The following is a 14781-nucleotide window of genomic DNA, read 5'->3' on the forward strand; positions in this document are numbered from 1 at the left end:
TGAGGTCCGGGTCCACCGCGGCGTAGTTCAGGTACAGCACCTCCTTGCCGGGGTTTCGCGCATTGTGCTTGTCCAGCGCGTCCATGATGGCCAGCGCGGGGCCCGAACCGTTGCCCTGCACCACGTAGCGCGCACCCTGGTCCATGGCCGAGCGCAGGGCGCTGGTGGTCTCCTGGGGCGAGAGCTTGTTGTCGATGCCGATGATCTCGAACTTCACGCCCGAGGCGTTCTTCTTGTTGAACTCCTCGGCCAGGAACTGCCAGGTCTTGAGCTGGTTCGTGCCCACGGCCGCCATCAGGCCCGACAACGGATCCAGCCAAGCGATCTTCACCGTCTCGCCCTTCTGGGCGAAGGCAGCACCCGTGCAGGCCAGCAGCGTGCCGGCGGCGACCATCTTGAGCGCGAATTTCATGGGCTTGTCTCCTTGTCCGATAGGCTTTGTTGTGACCTGGGCAGCGTACAAGCCCGCACCCCCTTCCCATTCAGGGATTGCCCCTAGCAGCTATCGCCCAAGCGACTGCCGCCAGGGACGCGCTCCTCAGAGCCCGGGCAGGCGGTAGTCAGCCAGCTGCTCGCGCAGGCGCGTCTTGAGCATCTTGCCGGTGGCGCCCAGCGGGATGGCATCGACGAAAACCACATCGTCGGGGATCTGCCACTTGGCCGTCTTGCCCTCGTAGAAGGCCAGCAGATCCTCGCGCGTCACCTCCGAGCCGGGCTTCTTCATCACCGCGACGATGGGCCGCTCGTCCCACTTGGGGTGCGGCATGCCGATGCAGGCGGCCATGGCCACGGCCGGGTGGGCCATGGCGATGTTCTCGATGTCGATGGAGCTGATCCACTCGCCGCCGGACTTGATCACGTCCTTGCTGCGGTCGGTGATCTGCATGAATCCGTCCTCGTCGATGGTGGCCACGTCGCCCGTGGGGAACCAGCCGTGGCCGTCCGCGTCCTTGAGCAGCGGGCTGGAGCCGCGGTAGTAGCTGTCGAGCACCCAGGGCCCGCGCACCAGCAGGTCGCCGTAGGTCTTGCCGTCCCAGGGCAGCTCGCGGCCCTCGCCGTCGACGATCTTCATGTCCACCCCGAAGATGGCGCGGCCCTGCTTCTGCAGCCAGTGCATCTGCTCGCTCTCGGGCAGGCGCAGGTGCTTGTTCTTGAGCGAGGCGAGCGTGCCCAGCGGGCTCATCTCCGTCATGCCCCAGGCGTGCAGCACCGTCACGCCGTAGCCTTCCTGGAAGGCGGTGATCATGGCCGGCGGGCAGGCCGAGCCGCCGATCACGGTGCGGTTGAGCGTGCTGAACTTGCCGCCGGTGCTGCCCACGTGGTTGAGCAGCATCTGCCAGACGGTGGGCACGCCCGCGGCGAAAGTGACGCCCTCGGCCTCGATCAGCTCATAGACCGACTTGCCGTCCAGCGCCGGGCCGGGGAAGACCACCTTGCAGCCGGTGAGCGCTGCCGAATACGGCAGGCCCCAGGCGTTGACGTGGAACATGGGCACCACCGGCAGCACGGCATCGCGCGCCGACAGGCACATCACGTCGGGCAGCGCCGCGGCATAGGCGTGCAGCACCGTGGAGCGGTGGCTGTAGAGCGCGCCCTTGGGGTTGCCCGTGGTGCCGCTGGTGTAGCACAGGCTGGAGGCGGTGTTCTCGTCGAGCTCGGGCCAGCGGTAGTCGTCCGATGCTGCGCCGATCCAGTCCTCGTAGCTCACCAGGCCGGGGACGCCCGAATCCTGCGGCAGGCGGTCGGCATCGCACAGGGCCACCCACTTCTTCACCGTGGGGCACTTGGCGTGCACGGCCTGCACCAGCGGCAGGAAGGTGAGGTCGAAGCACAGCGCCTGGTCCTCGGCGTGGTTGACGATCCAGGCGATCTGCTCAGGGTGCAGGCGCGGGTTGATGGTGTGCAGCACCCGGCCCGAGCCGGAGACGCCGAAGTACATCTCCATGTGGCGGTAGCCGTTCCAGGCCAGCGATGCCACGCGGTCGCCCCTGCCCAGGCCCAGGGCATCGAGTGTGTGGGCCAGCTGACGCGAGCGGCGCGCCAGGTCGCGGTAGGTATAGCGGTGGATGTCGCCCTCGACCCGGCGCGAGACGATCTCCCCGTCACCGTGGTGCCGCTCGGCGAAGGTGATGAGCGAGGAGATCAAAAGAGGTTGGCTCTGCATCAGGCCCAGCATGGAACGGCTCCTTGGAAACGTGTGGGATCAGGAAAAACGGACGCGGCATCGTAGCGGCGAAAAACCGGTCCCACTGTCACCTTGCCATCAGGAAAAGCACCGGTAAGGCCATGCGCGAAGCGGGTGTAGCGCGCCGCGCCGACAATGGCCCGCATGACCGATTCCGCGCCCTCGCCCGCCCCGACGCGCGATGCATCCGTGTGGTGCCCCGCGTGGCAGGACGGTTTTGCCGACCTGGGGCCCGCCTTCGTGCGCGACGTGCTGCCCCAGCCCCTGGCGGACCCGTACTGGGTCGGCACCAGCGCGCAGGCGGGCGCGCTGATCGGCCTGCCCGAGGGCTGGCAGCGCTCGCCCGAGATGCTGGCCGCCTTCACCGGCAACACCCTGCTGCCGGGCAGCCGGCCCGTGGCCACCATCTACAGTGGCCACCAGTTCGGCGTCTGGGCCGGGCAGCTGGGCGATGGCCGCGCGCTGCTGCTGGGCCAGACCTGCGGCCAGGAGCTGCAGCTCAAGGGCAGCGGACGCACGCCGTTCTCGCGCATGGGCGATGGTCGCGCGGTGCTGCGCTCGTCGATCCGCGAATTCCTGTGCAGCGAGGCCATGCATGCGCTGGGCATACCGACCACGCGGGCGCTGTGCGTGACCGGCTCGCCCGCCCTGGTGGCGCGCGAAGAGCTGGAGACGGCCGCGGTCGTCACGCGCCTGGCCGAGAGCTTCATCCGCTTCGGCCATTTCGAGCACTTCGCCGCGCGCGGCCACACCGACGAGCTGCGCGCCCTGGCCGACCACGTGATCGAGCGCCACTACCCCGCCTGCCGCGCCAACGCCGGCCCGCAGCGCGCCGCCTACGCTGCGCTGCTGGAGGCCGTCACCGAGCGCACCGCGCGACTGCTGGCGCAGTGGCAGGCCGTGGGCTTTTGCCACGGCGTGATGAACACCGACAACATGAGCATCCTGGGCCTGACGCTGGACTACGGGCCCTTTCAGTTCCTGGACGCCTACGACCCCGGGCACATCTGCAACCACAGCGACGCGCAGGGGCGCTATGCCTTCGACCGCCAGCCGACCGTGGCCTGGTGGAACCTGCACCGGCTGGCGCAGGCACTGATGCCGCTGATCGACGACGTGCAGGCCGCACAGTCGGCGCTGGCGGGCTATGAGGCCACCCTCAACCACGCCTACCTCGCGCTCATGCGCGCCAAGCTGGGCCTGGGCGCGGCCGTGCAGGGCGACGATGCCGGCCTGCTGCAGCAGCTGCTGGCGCTGCTGGCGGCCGACCGGGTGGACTACCCGATCTTCTGGCGGCGCCTGTCGCAGGCCGTGGCCACGGGCGACTTCGGCGCGGTGCGCGACCTGTTCCTGGATGGTGCCGGCATCGACGCCTGGCTGCTCACCTATCAGGAGCTGCTGGCCCAGCAGGAGCGCGGGTTTGCGGCCGATTTGATGCTCAGGAGCAACCCCAGGTTCGTGCTGCGCAACCACCTGGCCGAACAGGCCATCCGGGCAGCGAAACTCGGGGACTTCAGCGAAGTCCAAACGCTGCAGACGCTGCTGGCGCGCCCGTTCGACGAGCACCCGGGCCATGACGCCCACGCCGGCTTTCCGCCCGACTGGGCGGCCCACCTCTCCATCAGTTGCTCCTCATGACCTACCCCATCCACAAGACCGACACCGAGTGGCAGGCCCACCTGCAGCAGCGCGGCGCCGAGCCGCGCGCCTTCGAGGTCACGCGCCGCGCGGCCACCGAGCGCCCCTTCACCGGCAAGTACGAGCGGCACTGGGCCGATGGCAGCTACCACTGCGTGTGCTGCGGCGCCAAATTGTTCGACTCGGCAACGAAGTTCGACGCCGGCTGCGGCTGGCCGAGCTTCTCCGAGGCCGTGCCCGGCGCCATCCGCGAGATCGAGGACCGCAGCCACGGCATGGTGCGCACCGAGACCGTTTGTGCACAATGCGGCGCCCACCTCGGCCACGTCTTCCCGGACGGGCCGGCCCCCACGGGCCTGCGCTACTGCATGAACTCCGCCTCGCTCGACTTCGAGCCGCCCGCGACGTAACTTTCATGAAACTGCTGATCGACTTTCTCCCCATCGCGCTGTTCTTCGCCGCATTCAAGCTGTGGGGCATCTACGTGGCCACGGCCGTGGCCATCGTCGCCACCGTGGCGCAGATCGCCTATTTGCGCCTGCGCCACGGGCGGGTGGAGCCCATGCAGTGGATGAGCCTGGGCGTCATCGTGCTCTTCGGCGGCGCCACGCTGCTCGCGCAGAGCGAGACCTTCATCAAGTGGAAGCCCACGGTGCTGTACTGGCTGATGGGCGGCGCGCTGCTGGTCGGGCAGGTGCTGCTGCGCAAGAACTTCATCCGCACGCTGATGGGCAGCCAGATCACGCTGCCCGACGCCGCCTGGCGCCAGCTCAACTGGGCCTGGACGGGCTTCTTTGCCGTCATGGGGGTGCTCAACCTCTGGGTGGCACACCGCTTCGACACCGACACCTGGGTCAGCTTCAAGCTCTTTGGCGGCATCGGGCTCATGCTCGCCTTCGTGGTGGCCCAGGGGCTCTACCTGAGCCGCTTCATCAAGGACGGCGAGGGCAGCTCGCCCCACGCCAAGGACGCACAGCCATGAACGACACCACCATCCAGGCCCCCGTGGCCATCACCGCCGAGGCCATGCAGGCCCACCTGCAGGCCACGCTACAACCCACCTTCCTGGAAGTGCTGGACGAGAGCTGGCAGCACGAGGGTCATCCCGGCGCCAACGGCACGGGCTTTGGCACGCACTTTCGCGTACGCGTGGCCTCGCCCTTGTTCGAGGGCCAGCGCCGCGTTGCGCAGCACCGGCTTGTGTATGATGCGCTGCGCGTTTTCATAGACGCCGGCGCCCATGCCATCGCCATCGAGACCCTGTGATCGCACTGCAATCGGCAACGCCCCGGGCCCGGCCCCACCCCTTTCCCACTCCCTTTCCTTCCATGAAGAACAAGCTCCTGTCCGGCCTGGTGGCCGCAGCCATGCTGGGCGCGGTTGCCCTGCCCGCGGCGGCACAGAACATCGCCATCGTCAACGGCAAGCCCGTGCCCAAGGAGCGCGCCGAGGTTCTCAAGCAGCAGGTCGAGCGCTCGGGCCGCCCGGTCACGCCCGAACTCGAAGCCCAGATCCGGGAAGAAGTGATTGCGCGCGAAATCTTCATGCAGGAGGCGCAGCGGCGCGGCCTGGAAGCCTCGCCGGACTACAAGGCGCAGATGGAGCTGGCGCGCCAGACCATTCTGATCCGCGAACTGTTTGCTGACTACCAGAAGAAGAACCCCGTCACCGACGCGGAGATCAAGGCCGAGTACGACAAGTTCGCTGCCGCCAACGGTGGCAAGGAATACAAGGCCAGCCATATCCTGGTCGAAAAGGAAGACGAGGCCCGCGCCATCCTCGCGCAGCTCAAGAAGGGCGGCAAGTTCGAGGACATCGCCAGGAAGCAGTCCAAGGACCCCGGCTCCGGCGCGCGCGGCGGCGACCTCGACTGGGCCAACCCCGCCAGCTATGTGCCCGAGTTCAGCGAGGCGCTGGTCAAGCTGGAGAAGGGCAAGACCACGCAGGAGCCCGTCAAGAGCCAGTTCGGCTGGCACATCATCCGCCTGGACGACGTGCGCGAGGCCGAGCTGCCCAAACTGGAAGAAGTCAAGCCCCAGGTGGCCCAGCAGATGGAACAGCAGAAGCTGATGAAGTTCCAGGAAGACCTGCGTGCCAAGGCCAAGGTCGAGTAATCGGCCCTACCCCTTCTTGAAAAACGCGGCCCGGGCCGCGTTTTTCTTTGGGCGCGTGTGGGCGGTGCTCAGGAGGAGAAGTAGCGCTGCCAGACCATCAGCGCCAGGATCATCACTGGCTGGTGCAGCATGTAGTAGCTGAGCGAATGCCGGCCCAGCCAGGCCAGCGGCGCGGCCCCGGCGGGCAGGGGCCCGGCCAGCGGCTGCGAGGGCCGGGCCAGCAGCCAGCGGCCCAGGGCCAGGCCCCACCACACCACGCCCAGCCACGGAAAGACCGGCACGTAGTCCTCGGTGTAGGGCCTGCGCGTGACCAGCCCGAGCCAGTTGTGGCTGCGGCCGTTCAGGGCCTCGGTGAGGGTCCCGGCAGGCAGCAGCTGCACCAGGGAGGGCAGTGCCAGCGCCCCGGCACCAGCCAGCAGCAGCACCCCCGCGCGCCAGTGCACACTCAGGCGCGCCACCATCAGCATCACCGCCAGAGCGTGCAGCACCCCGAAGTGGATGAAACTGAGCGGAAACAGCAGATAGGAGCCCGCGCTGACCAGCAGCGCGCACGCGGCCACCTGCGTCCAGCGGCGCAGGAACCGCTGGCACGGCACGCCCTGCTGCCCGGCCACCGACTGGCCCAGGCCGGCGCACAGCAAGAACAGGGTGACGATGGCCGTGCGCTGCAGCGTCCAGAACGGGTCGCGCAGGAAGTCCTGGCGCCACAGGCCGAAGTGGTTCAGGTCGAATGCCAGGTGGTAGAACGTCATCCACACCAGCGCCAGGCCACGCAGCGCGTCCAGGCGCGCAAAGCGCGCATGGGCAGGCGGGTGCAATGGGACAGTCATGCAGGAACCCCTGGTGGAAAAAAAGCCCGCCGGCCTGCAGAACGTGTTCACGCTCTCAGGCTTGCAGGCTTTCACTCTGACCCCCTCTCCCGCGGCACGGCAGAGGGAGCGGGGAGTCTCAGGCGGACACGCCTTCGGCCGCTTCGGCGTACTCCTCGATCTGGTCGAAGTTCAGGTAGCGGTAGACGCTCGCCTTGTCGGCGTCGATCACACCCATCTCGGCCAGGTACTCCTCCTTCGTCGGCAGGTGGCCCAGGCGCGAGGCGATGGCGGCCAGCTCGGCCGAGCCCAGGAACACGTTGGTGTTCTTGCCCAGGCGGTTGGGGAAGTTGCGGGTCGAGGTGGAGATCACCGTCGCGCCTTCGCGCACCTGCGCCTGGTTGCCCATGCACAACGAGCAGCCGGGCATTTCGGTGCGTGCGCCGGCCGTGCCGAAAGCGGCGTAGTGGCCTTCCTTGATCAGCTCGCTCTGGTCCATCTTGGTGGGCGGCGCGACCCACAGCTTGACGGGGATGTCGCGCTGGCCGCCCAGCAGCTTGGCGGCTGCGCGGAAGTGGCCGATGTTGGTCATGCACGAGCCGATGAAGGCCTCGTCGATCTTGGTCCCGGCGACTTCGGACAGGAACTTGGCGTCGTCCGGGTCGTTGGGGCAGCAGACGATGGGCTCCTTGATGTCGCTCATGTCGATCTCGATCACGGCAGCGTACTCGGCGTCCTTGTCGGCCTCCAGCAGCTCGGGGTTGGCCAGCCACTGCTCCACCTTCTCGATGCGGCGCGCGAGGGTCTTGGCGTCCTGGTAGCCGTCGGCGATCATGTTCTTCATCAGAACGATGTTCGACTTCAGGTACTCGATGACCGGCTCCTTGTCCAGCTTGATGGTGCAGCCGGCGGCGCTGCGCTCGGCCGAAGCGTCGGACAGCTCGAAGGCCTGCTCGACCTTGAGCTGGGGCAGGCCCTCGATTTCCAGGATGCGGCCCGAGAACACGTTCTTCTTGCCGGCCTTGGCCACCGTGAGCAGGCCCGCCTTGATGGCGTAGAGCGGAATGGCGTGCACCAGGTCGCGCAGCGTCACGCCCGGCTGCATCTCGCCCTTGAAGCGCACCAGCACCGATTCCGGCATGTCCAGCGGCATGACGCCCGTGGCCGCGCCGAAGGCCACCAGGCCGGAGCCCGCGGGGAAGCTGATGCCGATGGGGAAGCGCGTGTGCGAGTCGCCGCCCGTGCCCACGGTGTCCGGCAGCAGCAGGCGGTTGAGCCAGCTGTGGATTACGCCGTCGCCCGGACGCAGCGCCACGCCGCCGCGGCTGCTGATGAATGCGGGCAGTTCGCGATGCGTCCTGACGTCCACGGGCTTGGGGTACGCGGCCGTATGGCAGAACGACTGCATGACCAGGTCGGCCGAGAAGCCCAGGCAGGCCAGGTCTTTCAATTCGTCGCGCGTCATGGGGCCGGTGGTGTCCTGGCTGCCCACGGTGGTCATGCGCGGCTCGCAGTAGGTGCCGGGGCGCACGCCCTGGCCTTCCGGCAGGCCGACGGCGCGGCCGACCATCTTCTGCGCCAACGTGAAGCCGGCCTTGGATTCGGCAGGCGCCTGGGGCAGGCGGAAGGCGGTCGACGCGGGCAGGCCCAGGGCCTCGCGCGCCTTGGCCGTGAGCGAGCGGCCGATGATCAGGTTGATGCGACCGCCGGCGCGCACTTCGTCCAGCAGCACGTCGCTCTTGAGCGCGAACTCGGCCACGGTCTCGCCGTTCTTGACGATCTTGCCGTCGTAGGGCAGCACGTCGATGACGTCACCCATTTCCAGCTTGGACACGTCCACCTCGATGGGCAGCGCACCGGAGTCTTCCTGCGTGTTGAAGAAGATGGGAGCGATCTTGCCGCCCAGCGTCACGCCGCCGAAACGCTTGTTGGGCACGAAGGGAATGTCCTGGCCCGTGGCCCAGATCACGCTGTTGGTGGCCGACTTGCGGCTGGAGCCGGTGCCCACCACGTCGCCCACATAGGCCACCAGGTGGCCCTTGGCCTTCAGGTCCTCGATGAACTGCATGGGGCCGCGCTTGCCGTCTTCCTCGGGCTTGAAGGCCGCGTCGGGGCGGGTGTTCTTCAGCATCGCCAGGTAGTGCAGCGGGATGTCGGGACGGCTCCAGGCGTCGGGCGCGGGCGACAGGTCGTCGGTGTTGGTCTCGCCGGGCACCTTGAAGACGGTGACGGTGATCTTCTTCTCGACCTCGGGGCGGCTGGTGAACCACTCGGCGTCGGCCCAGCTTTGCATCACTTCCTTAGCCTTGGCGTTGCCGGCCTTGGCCTTCACAGACACGTCGTTGAAGAAGTCGAACATCAGGAGCGTCTTCTTCAGCGCCTCGGCCGCCACGCCCGCCACTTCGGCGTCGTCCAGCAGTTCGATCAGCGGATGCACGTTGTACCCGCCCACCATGGTGCCCAGCAGCTCGGTGGCCTTGGCGCGTGAGATCAGCTCCACTGCCAGATCACCGTGCGCGACGGCGGCCAGGAACGAGGCCTTGACCTTGGCCGCATCGTCCACGCCCGGCGGCACGCGGTGCGTGAGCAGGTCGAGCAGGAACCCGGCCTCGCCGGCCGGAGGGTTCTTGATCAGCTCGATCAGCTCGGCGGTCTGCTTCGCGTCGAGCGGCAGCGGGGGGATGCCGAGCGCGGCGCGCTCGGCCACGTGGTCGCGGTAGGCTTTCAACATGTCTTCGTTCTCCCGGGGATGATGGTCAAAAGTGTGGGTCAAAGGGGTGGGCCGGGCGCAGGACCGGCCAGCGCGCCGCGCATGCCGCAGCGCGTTGGCCGGTGGGGCAGGTCAGAGGTGAGGGACGTCCGGCTAGCGGTTGCCGACGCTGTCGAGCAGGCTTTGCTGGGGCGACTTCTTGATGGCCTCGGCCACGGTGTACTGCTCCGGGCTCATGCACTCGTCGGCCATGCGCTGGCCGAGCTTCTGGTTCATGAGCATGGATTTGTTGGCGATCTGGATCCACACGGCGCCGGCGCGCGCGTCCTCCAGGCGCACCGCGCCGGTGGAGGTGGCCACGGGCGCCATGTGGTACTTGAAGCCCTTGCCCTGCACGTGGAAGCGCCCGGGCGACTGGGCGTCGGGCTGGATGTCCACCGACGCGCCCAGCTCGCAGGCGATGTGGCCGGTGTGCACGCGCTCGGAGATGGCGAGCTCCTCGGGGCTGAGCGCGGCCTCGGCGGCTGCGAGGCCCGCGGCCGCCTGCACCGCGGTGCTGTGCAGCAGCGTGCGGCTGCTGGGCGGCGACACCTTGGCCACCTGCGCGTTCTTGGCCCCCTTGTTGCTCTTGGCAATGGCCCTGGCGGCCGGCTTGGCGGCAGTCTTGCTCTTGGCTTCTGCCTTGGCCGCGGGCTGGGCCGGCTGCGTGGGTGCGGCTTGTGACCAGGCCCAGGTGGGGGCCAGCAACATCAGGGCGCAAGGAATGAGGGTCTTCATGGGGACTCCTGCAGCGAAACGGGTGAGAGGACGACGACGGACGCGGGCCGGTCAGCCCGCGGGCGCTATTGTCGCCGCACCCTGAAACCAGGCTTGCACCGGGGGCGCAAGCCGCTGGCCGGTCTGGTGCGCGCGTTCGAGCACTTGCCAGAAATAGCGGTAGCTGGCGCGGTCGTGCAGCGCGCCCGCGTCGCTGATGGGCGCCCAGCCGGCGGCCGCGGCGGCCAGCAGGATGCGCGCGGCGCGCTCGACCTCGTCGGCCTGGGGCGCGAAGGCCGCCAGGATGGGCCGGATCTGCGCCGGGTGGATGCTCCACATGCGGGTGTAGCCGAACTCCTGCGCGGCGCGCGTGGCGGCCGCCTGCAGGGCGGCGCCGTCGCTGAACTCGGTGACCACGCAGTGCGAGGGCATCTTGCCGTGGGCGTGGCAGGCGGCGGCGATCTCCAGCTTGGCGCGCACCACCAGGGGGTGCTCGAACTGGCCCTGCGCGCCCATGGCCGAGGCGGGGATGGCGCCACCGTGGGCCGAGACGAAGTCCATCAGACCAAAGCTCAGGCTCTGGATGCGCGGGTGCGCGGCGATCTCGAAGGCGCGATGCACCGCCGCCGGCGATTCGATCAGCGCGTGCAGCGGCAGCTCGCGCGCGCCGGCCGCGTCCAGCAGCCGTTCGGCGCGCAACACGTCATCGACCGACTCGACCTTGGGCAGCATCAGGTGGCACAGGCGGCGGCCGGCCTGGCCGGCGATGATCTCCACGTCCTGAGCGAAGGCCGGGTGGTCCACGGTGTGCACGCGCGCCGCCACCCGGTTGCCGGGCGCGGCAGCGAGAGCGAGACGCGCCACCAGTTCGGCGTGCGCGCGCTCCTCACCCACGGGGGCGCCGTCCTCGCAGTCCAGCGTCACATCGACCACGCAGTGGCCGAACTCCTGCGTCAGCTCCTGCTGCAGCTGCAGGCTCTTGCGCATGCGCGCCTCCACGCCGCTGTAGTGATCGCACACCGGCAGGCGCGCCGTGGCCGCCTGGGCGTCCAGGAGCACGTCGCGGGGGTGGGAGGAGGCTGGGGTCATGGGTCAGGAGGCAGGACGTGGGGCTTGCGTGGCCGGGGTTGTTGGCGCGAGGGGCTGGAAAGTCTCGGGCCGGGGCGGCAGGAGCAGCCGCCGGCCTTTTACTATCAAAAATAGAGCATCCTGCCCTGGAGCAGCGCCAAATTCCGGAGAAAACCCTCCGAAACCCACGCCACTGCAGGGCATGCAGCTCTCTTTTTCAGAGCAGGTGCTTCACGCCATCCTGCTCGCCCTGCAGCTCGGCCAGGGTGGCGTCGATGCGCTCCTGCGAGAAGGCGTCGATGTCCAGACCCTCGACGATCTTGTACTTGCCGCCCTCGGTGGTCACGGGGAAGCCGAAGACGATGTCCTTCGGAATGCCGTACTCGCCGTTGGAGGGCACGCCCATGGTCACCCATTCGCCCTGGCTGCCCAGGGCCCAGTCGCGCATGTGGTCGATGGCGGCGTTGGCGGCCGAAGCGGCGGACGACAGGCCGCGCGCGGCGATGATGGCCGCGCCGCGCTTGCCCACGGTGGGCAGGAACACGTCCTTGTTCCAGGCAGCGTCGTTGATGGCGTCCTTGACCGACTTGCCATCGACGGTGGCGAAGCGGTAGTCGGCGTACATGGTGGGCGAGTGGTTGCCCCAGACCGTGAGCTTGCGGATGTCGCCGACCTTGAAGCCGCCCTTGGAGGCCAGTTGCGAGGCCGCGCGGTTGTGGTCCAGACGCAGCATGGCGGTGAAGTTCTCGCGCGGCAGATCGGGCGCGCTCTTCATGGCGATGTAGGCGTTGGTGTTGGCCGGGTTGCCCACCACCAGCACCTTGACGTCGCGCGAAGCAACCGCGTTCAGCGCCTTGCCCTGGGCGGTGAAGATCTGCGCGTTGGCCGCCAGCAGGTCGGCGCGCTCCATGCCGGGGCCGCGCGGGCGGGCACCCACCAGCAGGGCGTAGTCCGTGTCCTTGAAGGCCGTCATGGGGTCGGAGTGGGCCTCGATGCCGGCCAGCAGCGGGAAGGCGCAGTCTTCCAGTTCCATGATCACGCCCTTGAGCGCGTTCTGGGCCTTCTCGTCGGGGATCTCCAGCAGCTGCAGGATGACGGGCTGGTCCTTGCCCAGCATTTCGCCGGAGGCGATACGGAACAGCAGGGCGTAACCGATCTGGCCGGCTGCTCCGGTGACGGCGACACGGACGGGCTTCTTGCTCATGGGAAAACTCCAGATGACACAACGGTGAATGGGTCTGTGCTGCAGGGCAGCACCAGCGCGTCATCAGCAGCTTTCGTGCCCGGCAAAACAGTTGCGAAGTGTAGCGCCGAAAGCGCGCGCCGGTCAATTTGTCTTATGTCTTATATAAGATTATCATTGCAAGACCATAGCGCCCGCGCCGTCCTCCGCTCCCTCAGTTTCGGCGCGCCCCGTTGCGCCGCATCCCTGCCCATGTCCTCCACCGCCCCACCCGCCTCCGAAGGCGCCGCCGGCAGCAGCCCGCTGACGCAGGCGCCCGCCTTCAGTCCGCTCTACCAGCAGATCAAGGGCCTGATCCTGCACAGCCTGCAGCACGGCGAATGGAAGCCCGGGGAGGCCATTCCCAGCGAGATGGAGCTGGCCGCGCGCTTTCGCGTCAGCCAGGGCACGGTGCGCAAGGCCATCGACGAGCTGGCCGCCGACAACCTGCTCACGCGCCGCCAGGGCAAGGGCACCTTCGTCGCCACGCACGCAGAGCAGCGCGTGCAGTACCGCTTCCTCAAGCTTCTGCCCGACGGTGGCGAAAGCCAGGGCGAGCTGCGCGCGCAGCGCACCATCCTGGAATGCCGGCGCCAGCGCGCCAGTGCCGACGTGGCTCGCGCCCTGGCGCTGCGCACGGGCGATGCGGTCATGCTGGCGCGGCGCATCCTGTCGTTTGCCGGCCTGCCGACCATCCTGGAGGACATCTGGCTGCCGGGCCAGGCCTTCAAGGGCCTCACGGCCGAGCAGATGGCCAGCTACCAGGGGCCGACCTACGCCATGTTCGAGCTCGACTTCGGCGTGCGCATGGTGCGTGCCGAGGAGAAACTGCGCGCCGTGCTGCCCGACGAGCAGCAGGCCGAGCGCCTGGCGGTCTCCACCAGCACGCCGCTGCTGAGCGTGGAGCGCCTGTCCTACACCTACAACGATGTTCCCATGGAGTTACGCCGTGGCCTGTACCGCACGGACACGCACCACTACCACAACCACTTGAGCTGAAGGGCCGCGGCGCGCCCCTGGCCGGGGCCTGGAAAACACACCGTGCGGCCCGCAAACACCACACGATAAGCAATCGCCGCAATGCACTGATGTTGCATTGCAATAGAATTTTGGGTTGGTCGCCTACAACCGATTACAACGCAGTTACATCCATGAAGGACCCACGCCATGAACGAGCCTGCCCAGAAACGGCCTGAGTTTCGCAACATCCACCTGTTCAGCGACATCCCGACCTACCGCCTGCCCCTGGCGGCGCTGGTTTCCATCCTGCACCGCGTGAGCGGGCTGCTGATGTTCCTGCTGCTGCCCCTGATCATCTGGCTGTTCGACAAATCGGTGTCCTCCGAGATTTCGTTCGGCACCTTCCGCGCAGCCTTTGCCAGCGGCTTGGGCATCGTGCCGGCGTGGCTGCTCAAGCTCGTCGTGCTGGCCCTGATCTGGTCCTACCTGCACCACCTGTTCGCCGGCGTGCGCCACCTGTGGATGGACGTGACGCACCACACGACCAAGGAATTCGGTCGCCAGACCGCCCTGGCCACCCTGGTGGCCGCCGTGGTGCTGACGCTGGCGCTGGGCGCCAAGCTGTTCGGCCTGTACTGATCCACCCGCTCAAGGAGTAAAACCATGGCCGCTACCTATGGCTACAAGCGCACCGCCGTCGGTGCCCACTACGGCTGGCGCGACTTCCTGGTGCAGCGCATCACCGCTGCCCTGATGACCGCCTTCACCCTGCTGGTGCTGGCCAAGGTGCTGTTCACCTCGGGCCCCATCGGCTACGACACCTGGGCCGGCATCTTCGCCCCGCAGTGGATGAAAGCGCTCACCTTCGCCGTCATCGTCGCGCTGATCTGGCACGCCTGGGTGGGCGTGTGCAGCATCTGGTACGACTACGGCAAGCCCGCGGGCCTGCGCCTGTTCCTGCAGGCCCTCTCCGCGATCTGGCTGATCGCTTGCGGCGGTTGGGCCGTGCAGGTGCTGTGGCGCCTGTGACCCTCGTGCACGCCCTTTTCGTACCCACGCACCCCATAAGCCCACGATCATGAGTTACACCCAAAAAGATATCGCCCGCCGCAAGTTCGACGTCGTCATCGTCGGGGCCGGCGGCTCCGGCATGCGCGCATCGCTGGAACTGTCGCGCGCCGGCCTGTCCGTGGCCTGCCTGTCCAAGGTCTTCCCCACGCGCTCGCACACCGTGGCCGCGCAGGGCGGCGTCTCGGCCGCCCTCGGCAACATGAGCGAGGACAACTGGCACTACCACTTCTACGACACCATCAAGGGCG

16 protein-coding genes are annotated in these 14781 nt (G+C 68.0%); 9 read left to right on the forward strand and 7 right to left on the reverse strand.

What is annotated here, in order from left to right:
* Positions 1–412, reverse strand: a 412-nt coding sequence (locus RT051_RS12685; protein WP_313077257.1) for an ABC transporter substrate-binding protein, incomplete at its 3' end; no start/stop codon positions are given.
* A 126-nt stretch (positions 413–538) separates the two neighbouring features.
* Positions 539–2176, reverse strand: a complete 1638-nt coding sequence (locus RT051_RS12690; protein ID WP_313077258.1) for a 3-(methylthio)propionyl-CoA ligase — start codon at positions 2174–2176, stop codon at positions 539–541.
* A 153-nt stretch (positions 2177–2329) separates the two neighbouring features.
* Between RT051_RS12690 and RT051_RS12695 the strand changes: the two genes are divergently transcribed.
* The 5 genes from RT051_RS12695 to RT051_RS12715 all read left to right on the forward strand — a co-directional run bounded on the left by RT051_RS12695 (position 2330) and on the right by RT051_RS12715 (position 5937).
* Complete coding sequence (locus RT051_RS12695; protein WP_313077259.1) at positions 2330–3823, forward strand: protein adenylyltransferase SelO; 1494 nt, start codon at positions 2330–2332, stop codon at positions 3821–3823.
* Complete coding sequence (msrB, locus tag RT051_RS12700; protein ID WP_313077260.1) at positions 3820–4233, forward strand: peptide-methionine (R)-S-oxide reductase MsrB; 414 nt, start codon at positions 3820–3822, stop codon at positions 4231–4233. Before RT051_RS12695 ends, msrB begins: the two co-directional genes overlap by 4 nt.
* Before the next feature lie 5 nt (positions 4234–4238).
* Complete coding sequence (locus RT051_RS12705) at positions 4239–4805, forward strand: septation protein A (RefSeq protein WP_313077261.1); 567 nt, start codon at positions 4239–4241, stop codon at positions 4803–4805.
* Complete coding sequence (locus RT051_RS12710) at positions 4802–5089, forward strand: BolA family protein (RefSeq protein WP_313077262.1); 288 nt, start codon at positions 4802–4804, stop codon at positions 5087–5089. Before RT051_RS12705 ends, RT051_RS12710 begins: the two co-directional genes overlap by 4 nt.
* 62 nt (positions 5090–5151) lie before the next feature.
* Complete coding sequence (locus tag RT051_RS12715) at positions 5152–5937, forward strand: peptidylprolyl isomerase (protein ID WP_313077264.1); 786 nt, start codon at positions 5152–5154, stop codon at positions 5935–5937.
* 68 nt (positions 5938–6005) lie between these two features.
* Here the strand turns inward: RT051_RS12715 and RT051_RS12720 are convergent, their stop codons facing one another.
* The 5 genes from RT051_RS12720 to RT051_RS12740 form a co-directional block, all read right to left on the reverse strand.
* Entirely contained in the window at positions 6006–6767 is a 762-nt protein-coding gene (locus RT051_RS12720; RefSeq protein ID WP_313077265.1) for a heparan-alpha-glucosaminide N-acetyltransferase, read from the reverse strand.
* 118 nt (positions 6768–6885) lie between these two features.
* The gene (acnB, locus tag RT051_RS12725) at positions 6886–9477 is read right to left on the reverse strand and encodes a bifunctional aconitate hydratase 2/2-methylisocitrate dehydratase (protein WP_313077266.1); all 2592 of its coding nucleotides are present in this window, start codon (positions 9475–9477) and stop codon (positions 6886–6888) included.
* A 132-nt stretch (positions 9478–9609) separates the two neighbouring features.
* On the reverse strand, positions 9610–10233 hold the full coding sequence (locus tag RT051_RS12730; protein ID WP_313077267.1) for a hypothetical protein: 624 nt from the start codon (positions 10231–10233) through the stop codon (positions 9610–9612).
* A gap of 51 nt (positions 10234–10284) precedes the next feature.
* Complete coding sequence (locus tag RT051_RS12735; RefSeq protein ID WP_313077268.1) at positions 10285–11301, reverse strand: HpcH/HpaI aldolase/citrate lyase family protein; 1017 nt, start codon at positions 11299–11301, stop codon at positions 10285–10287.
* 196 nt (positions 11302–11497) lie between these two features.
* A complete protein-coding gene (locus RT051_RS12740) occupies positions 11498–12484 on the reverse strand; it encodes a malate dehydrogenase (RefSeq protein WP_313077269.1) in 987 nt (328 codons plus the stop codon).
* Between the two features lie 231 nt (positions 12485–12715).
* Between RT051_RS12740 and RT051_RS12745 the strand changes: the two genes are divergently transcribed.
* From RT051_RS12745 to RT051_RS12760, 4 genes are all read left to right on the forward strand, one after another.
* Positions 12716–13501, forward strand: a complete 786-nt coding sequence (locus tag RT051_RS12745) for a GntR family transcriptional regulator (RefSeq protein ID WP_313077270.1) — start codon at positions 12716–12718, stop codon at positions 13499–13501.
* 168 nt (positions 13502–13669) lie between these two features.
* On the forward strand, positions 13670–14101 hold the full coding sequence (gene sdhC, locus RT051_RS12750) for a succinate dehydrogenase, cytochrome b556 subunit (RefSeq protein ID WP_313077271.1): 432 nt from the start codon (positions 13670–13672) through the stop codon (positions 14099–14101).
* Between the two features lie 24 nt (positions 14102–14125).
* On the forward strand, positions 14126–14491 hold the full coding sequence (gene sdhD, locus RT051_RS12755) for a succinate dehydrogenase, hydrophobic membrane anchor protein (protein ID WP_313077272.1): 366 nt from the start codon (positions 14126–14128) through the stop codon (positions 14489–14491).
* 49 nt (positions 14492–14540) lie between these two features.
* A partial coding sequence (locus tag RT051_RS12760; protein WP_313077273.1) for an FAD-binding protein occupies positions 14541–14781 on the forward strand: 241 nt, incomplete at its 3' end.

The sequence above is a fragment of the Melaminivora sp. genome (genome assembly GCF_032059615.1).
In the GTDB taxonomy this organism is placed as follows: domain Bacteria; phylum Pseudomonadota; class Gammaproteobacteria; order Burkholderiales; family Burkholderiaceae_C; genus Melaminivora.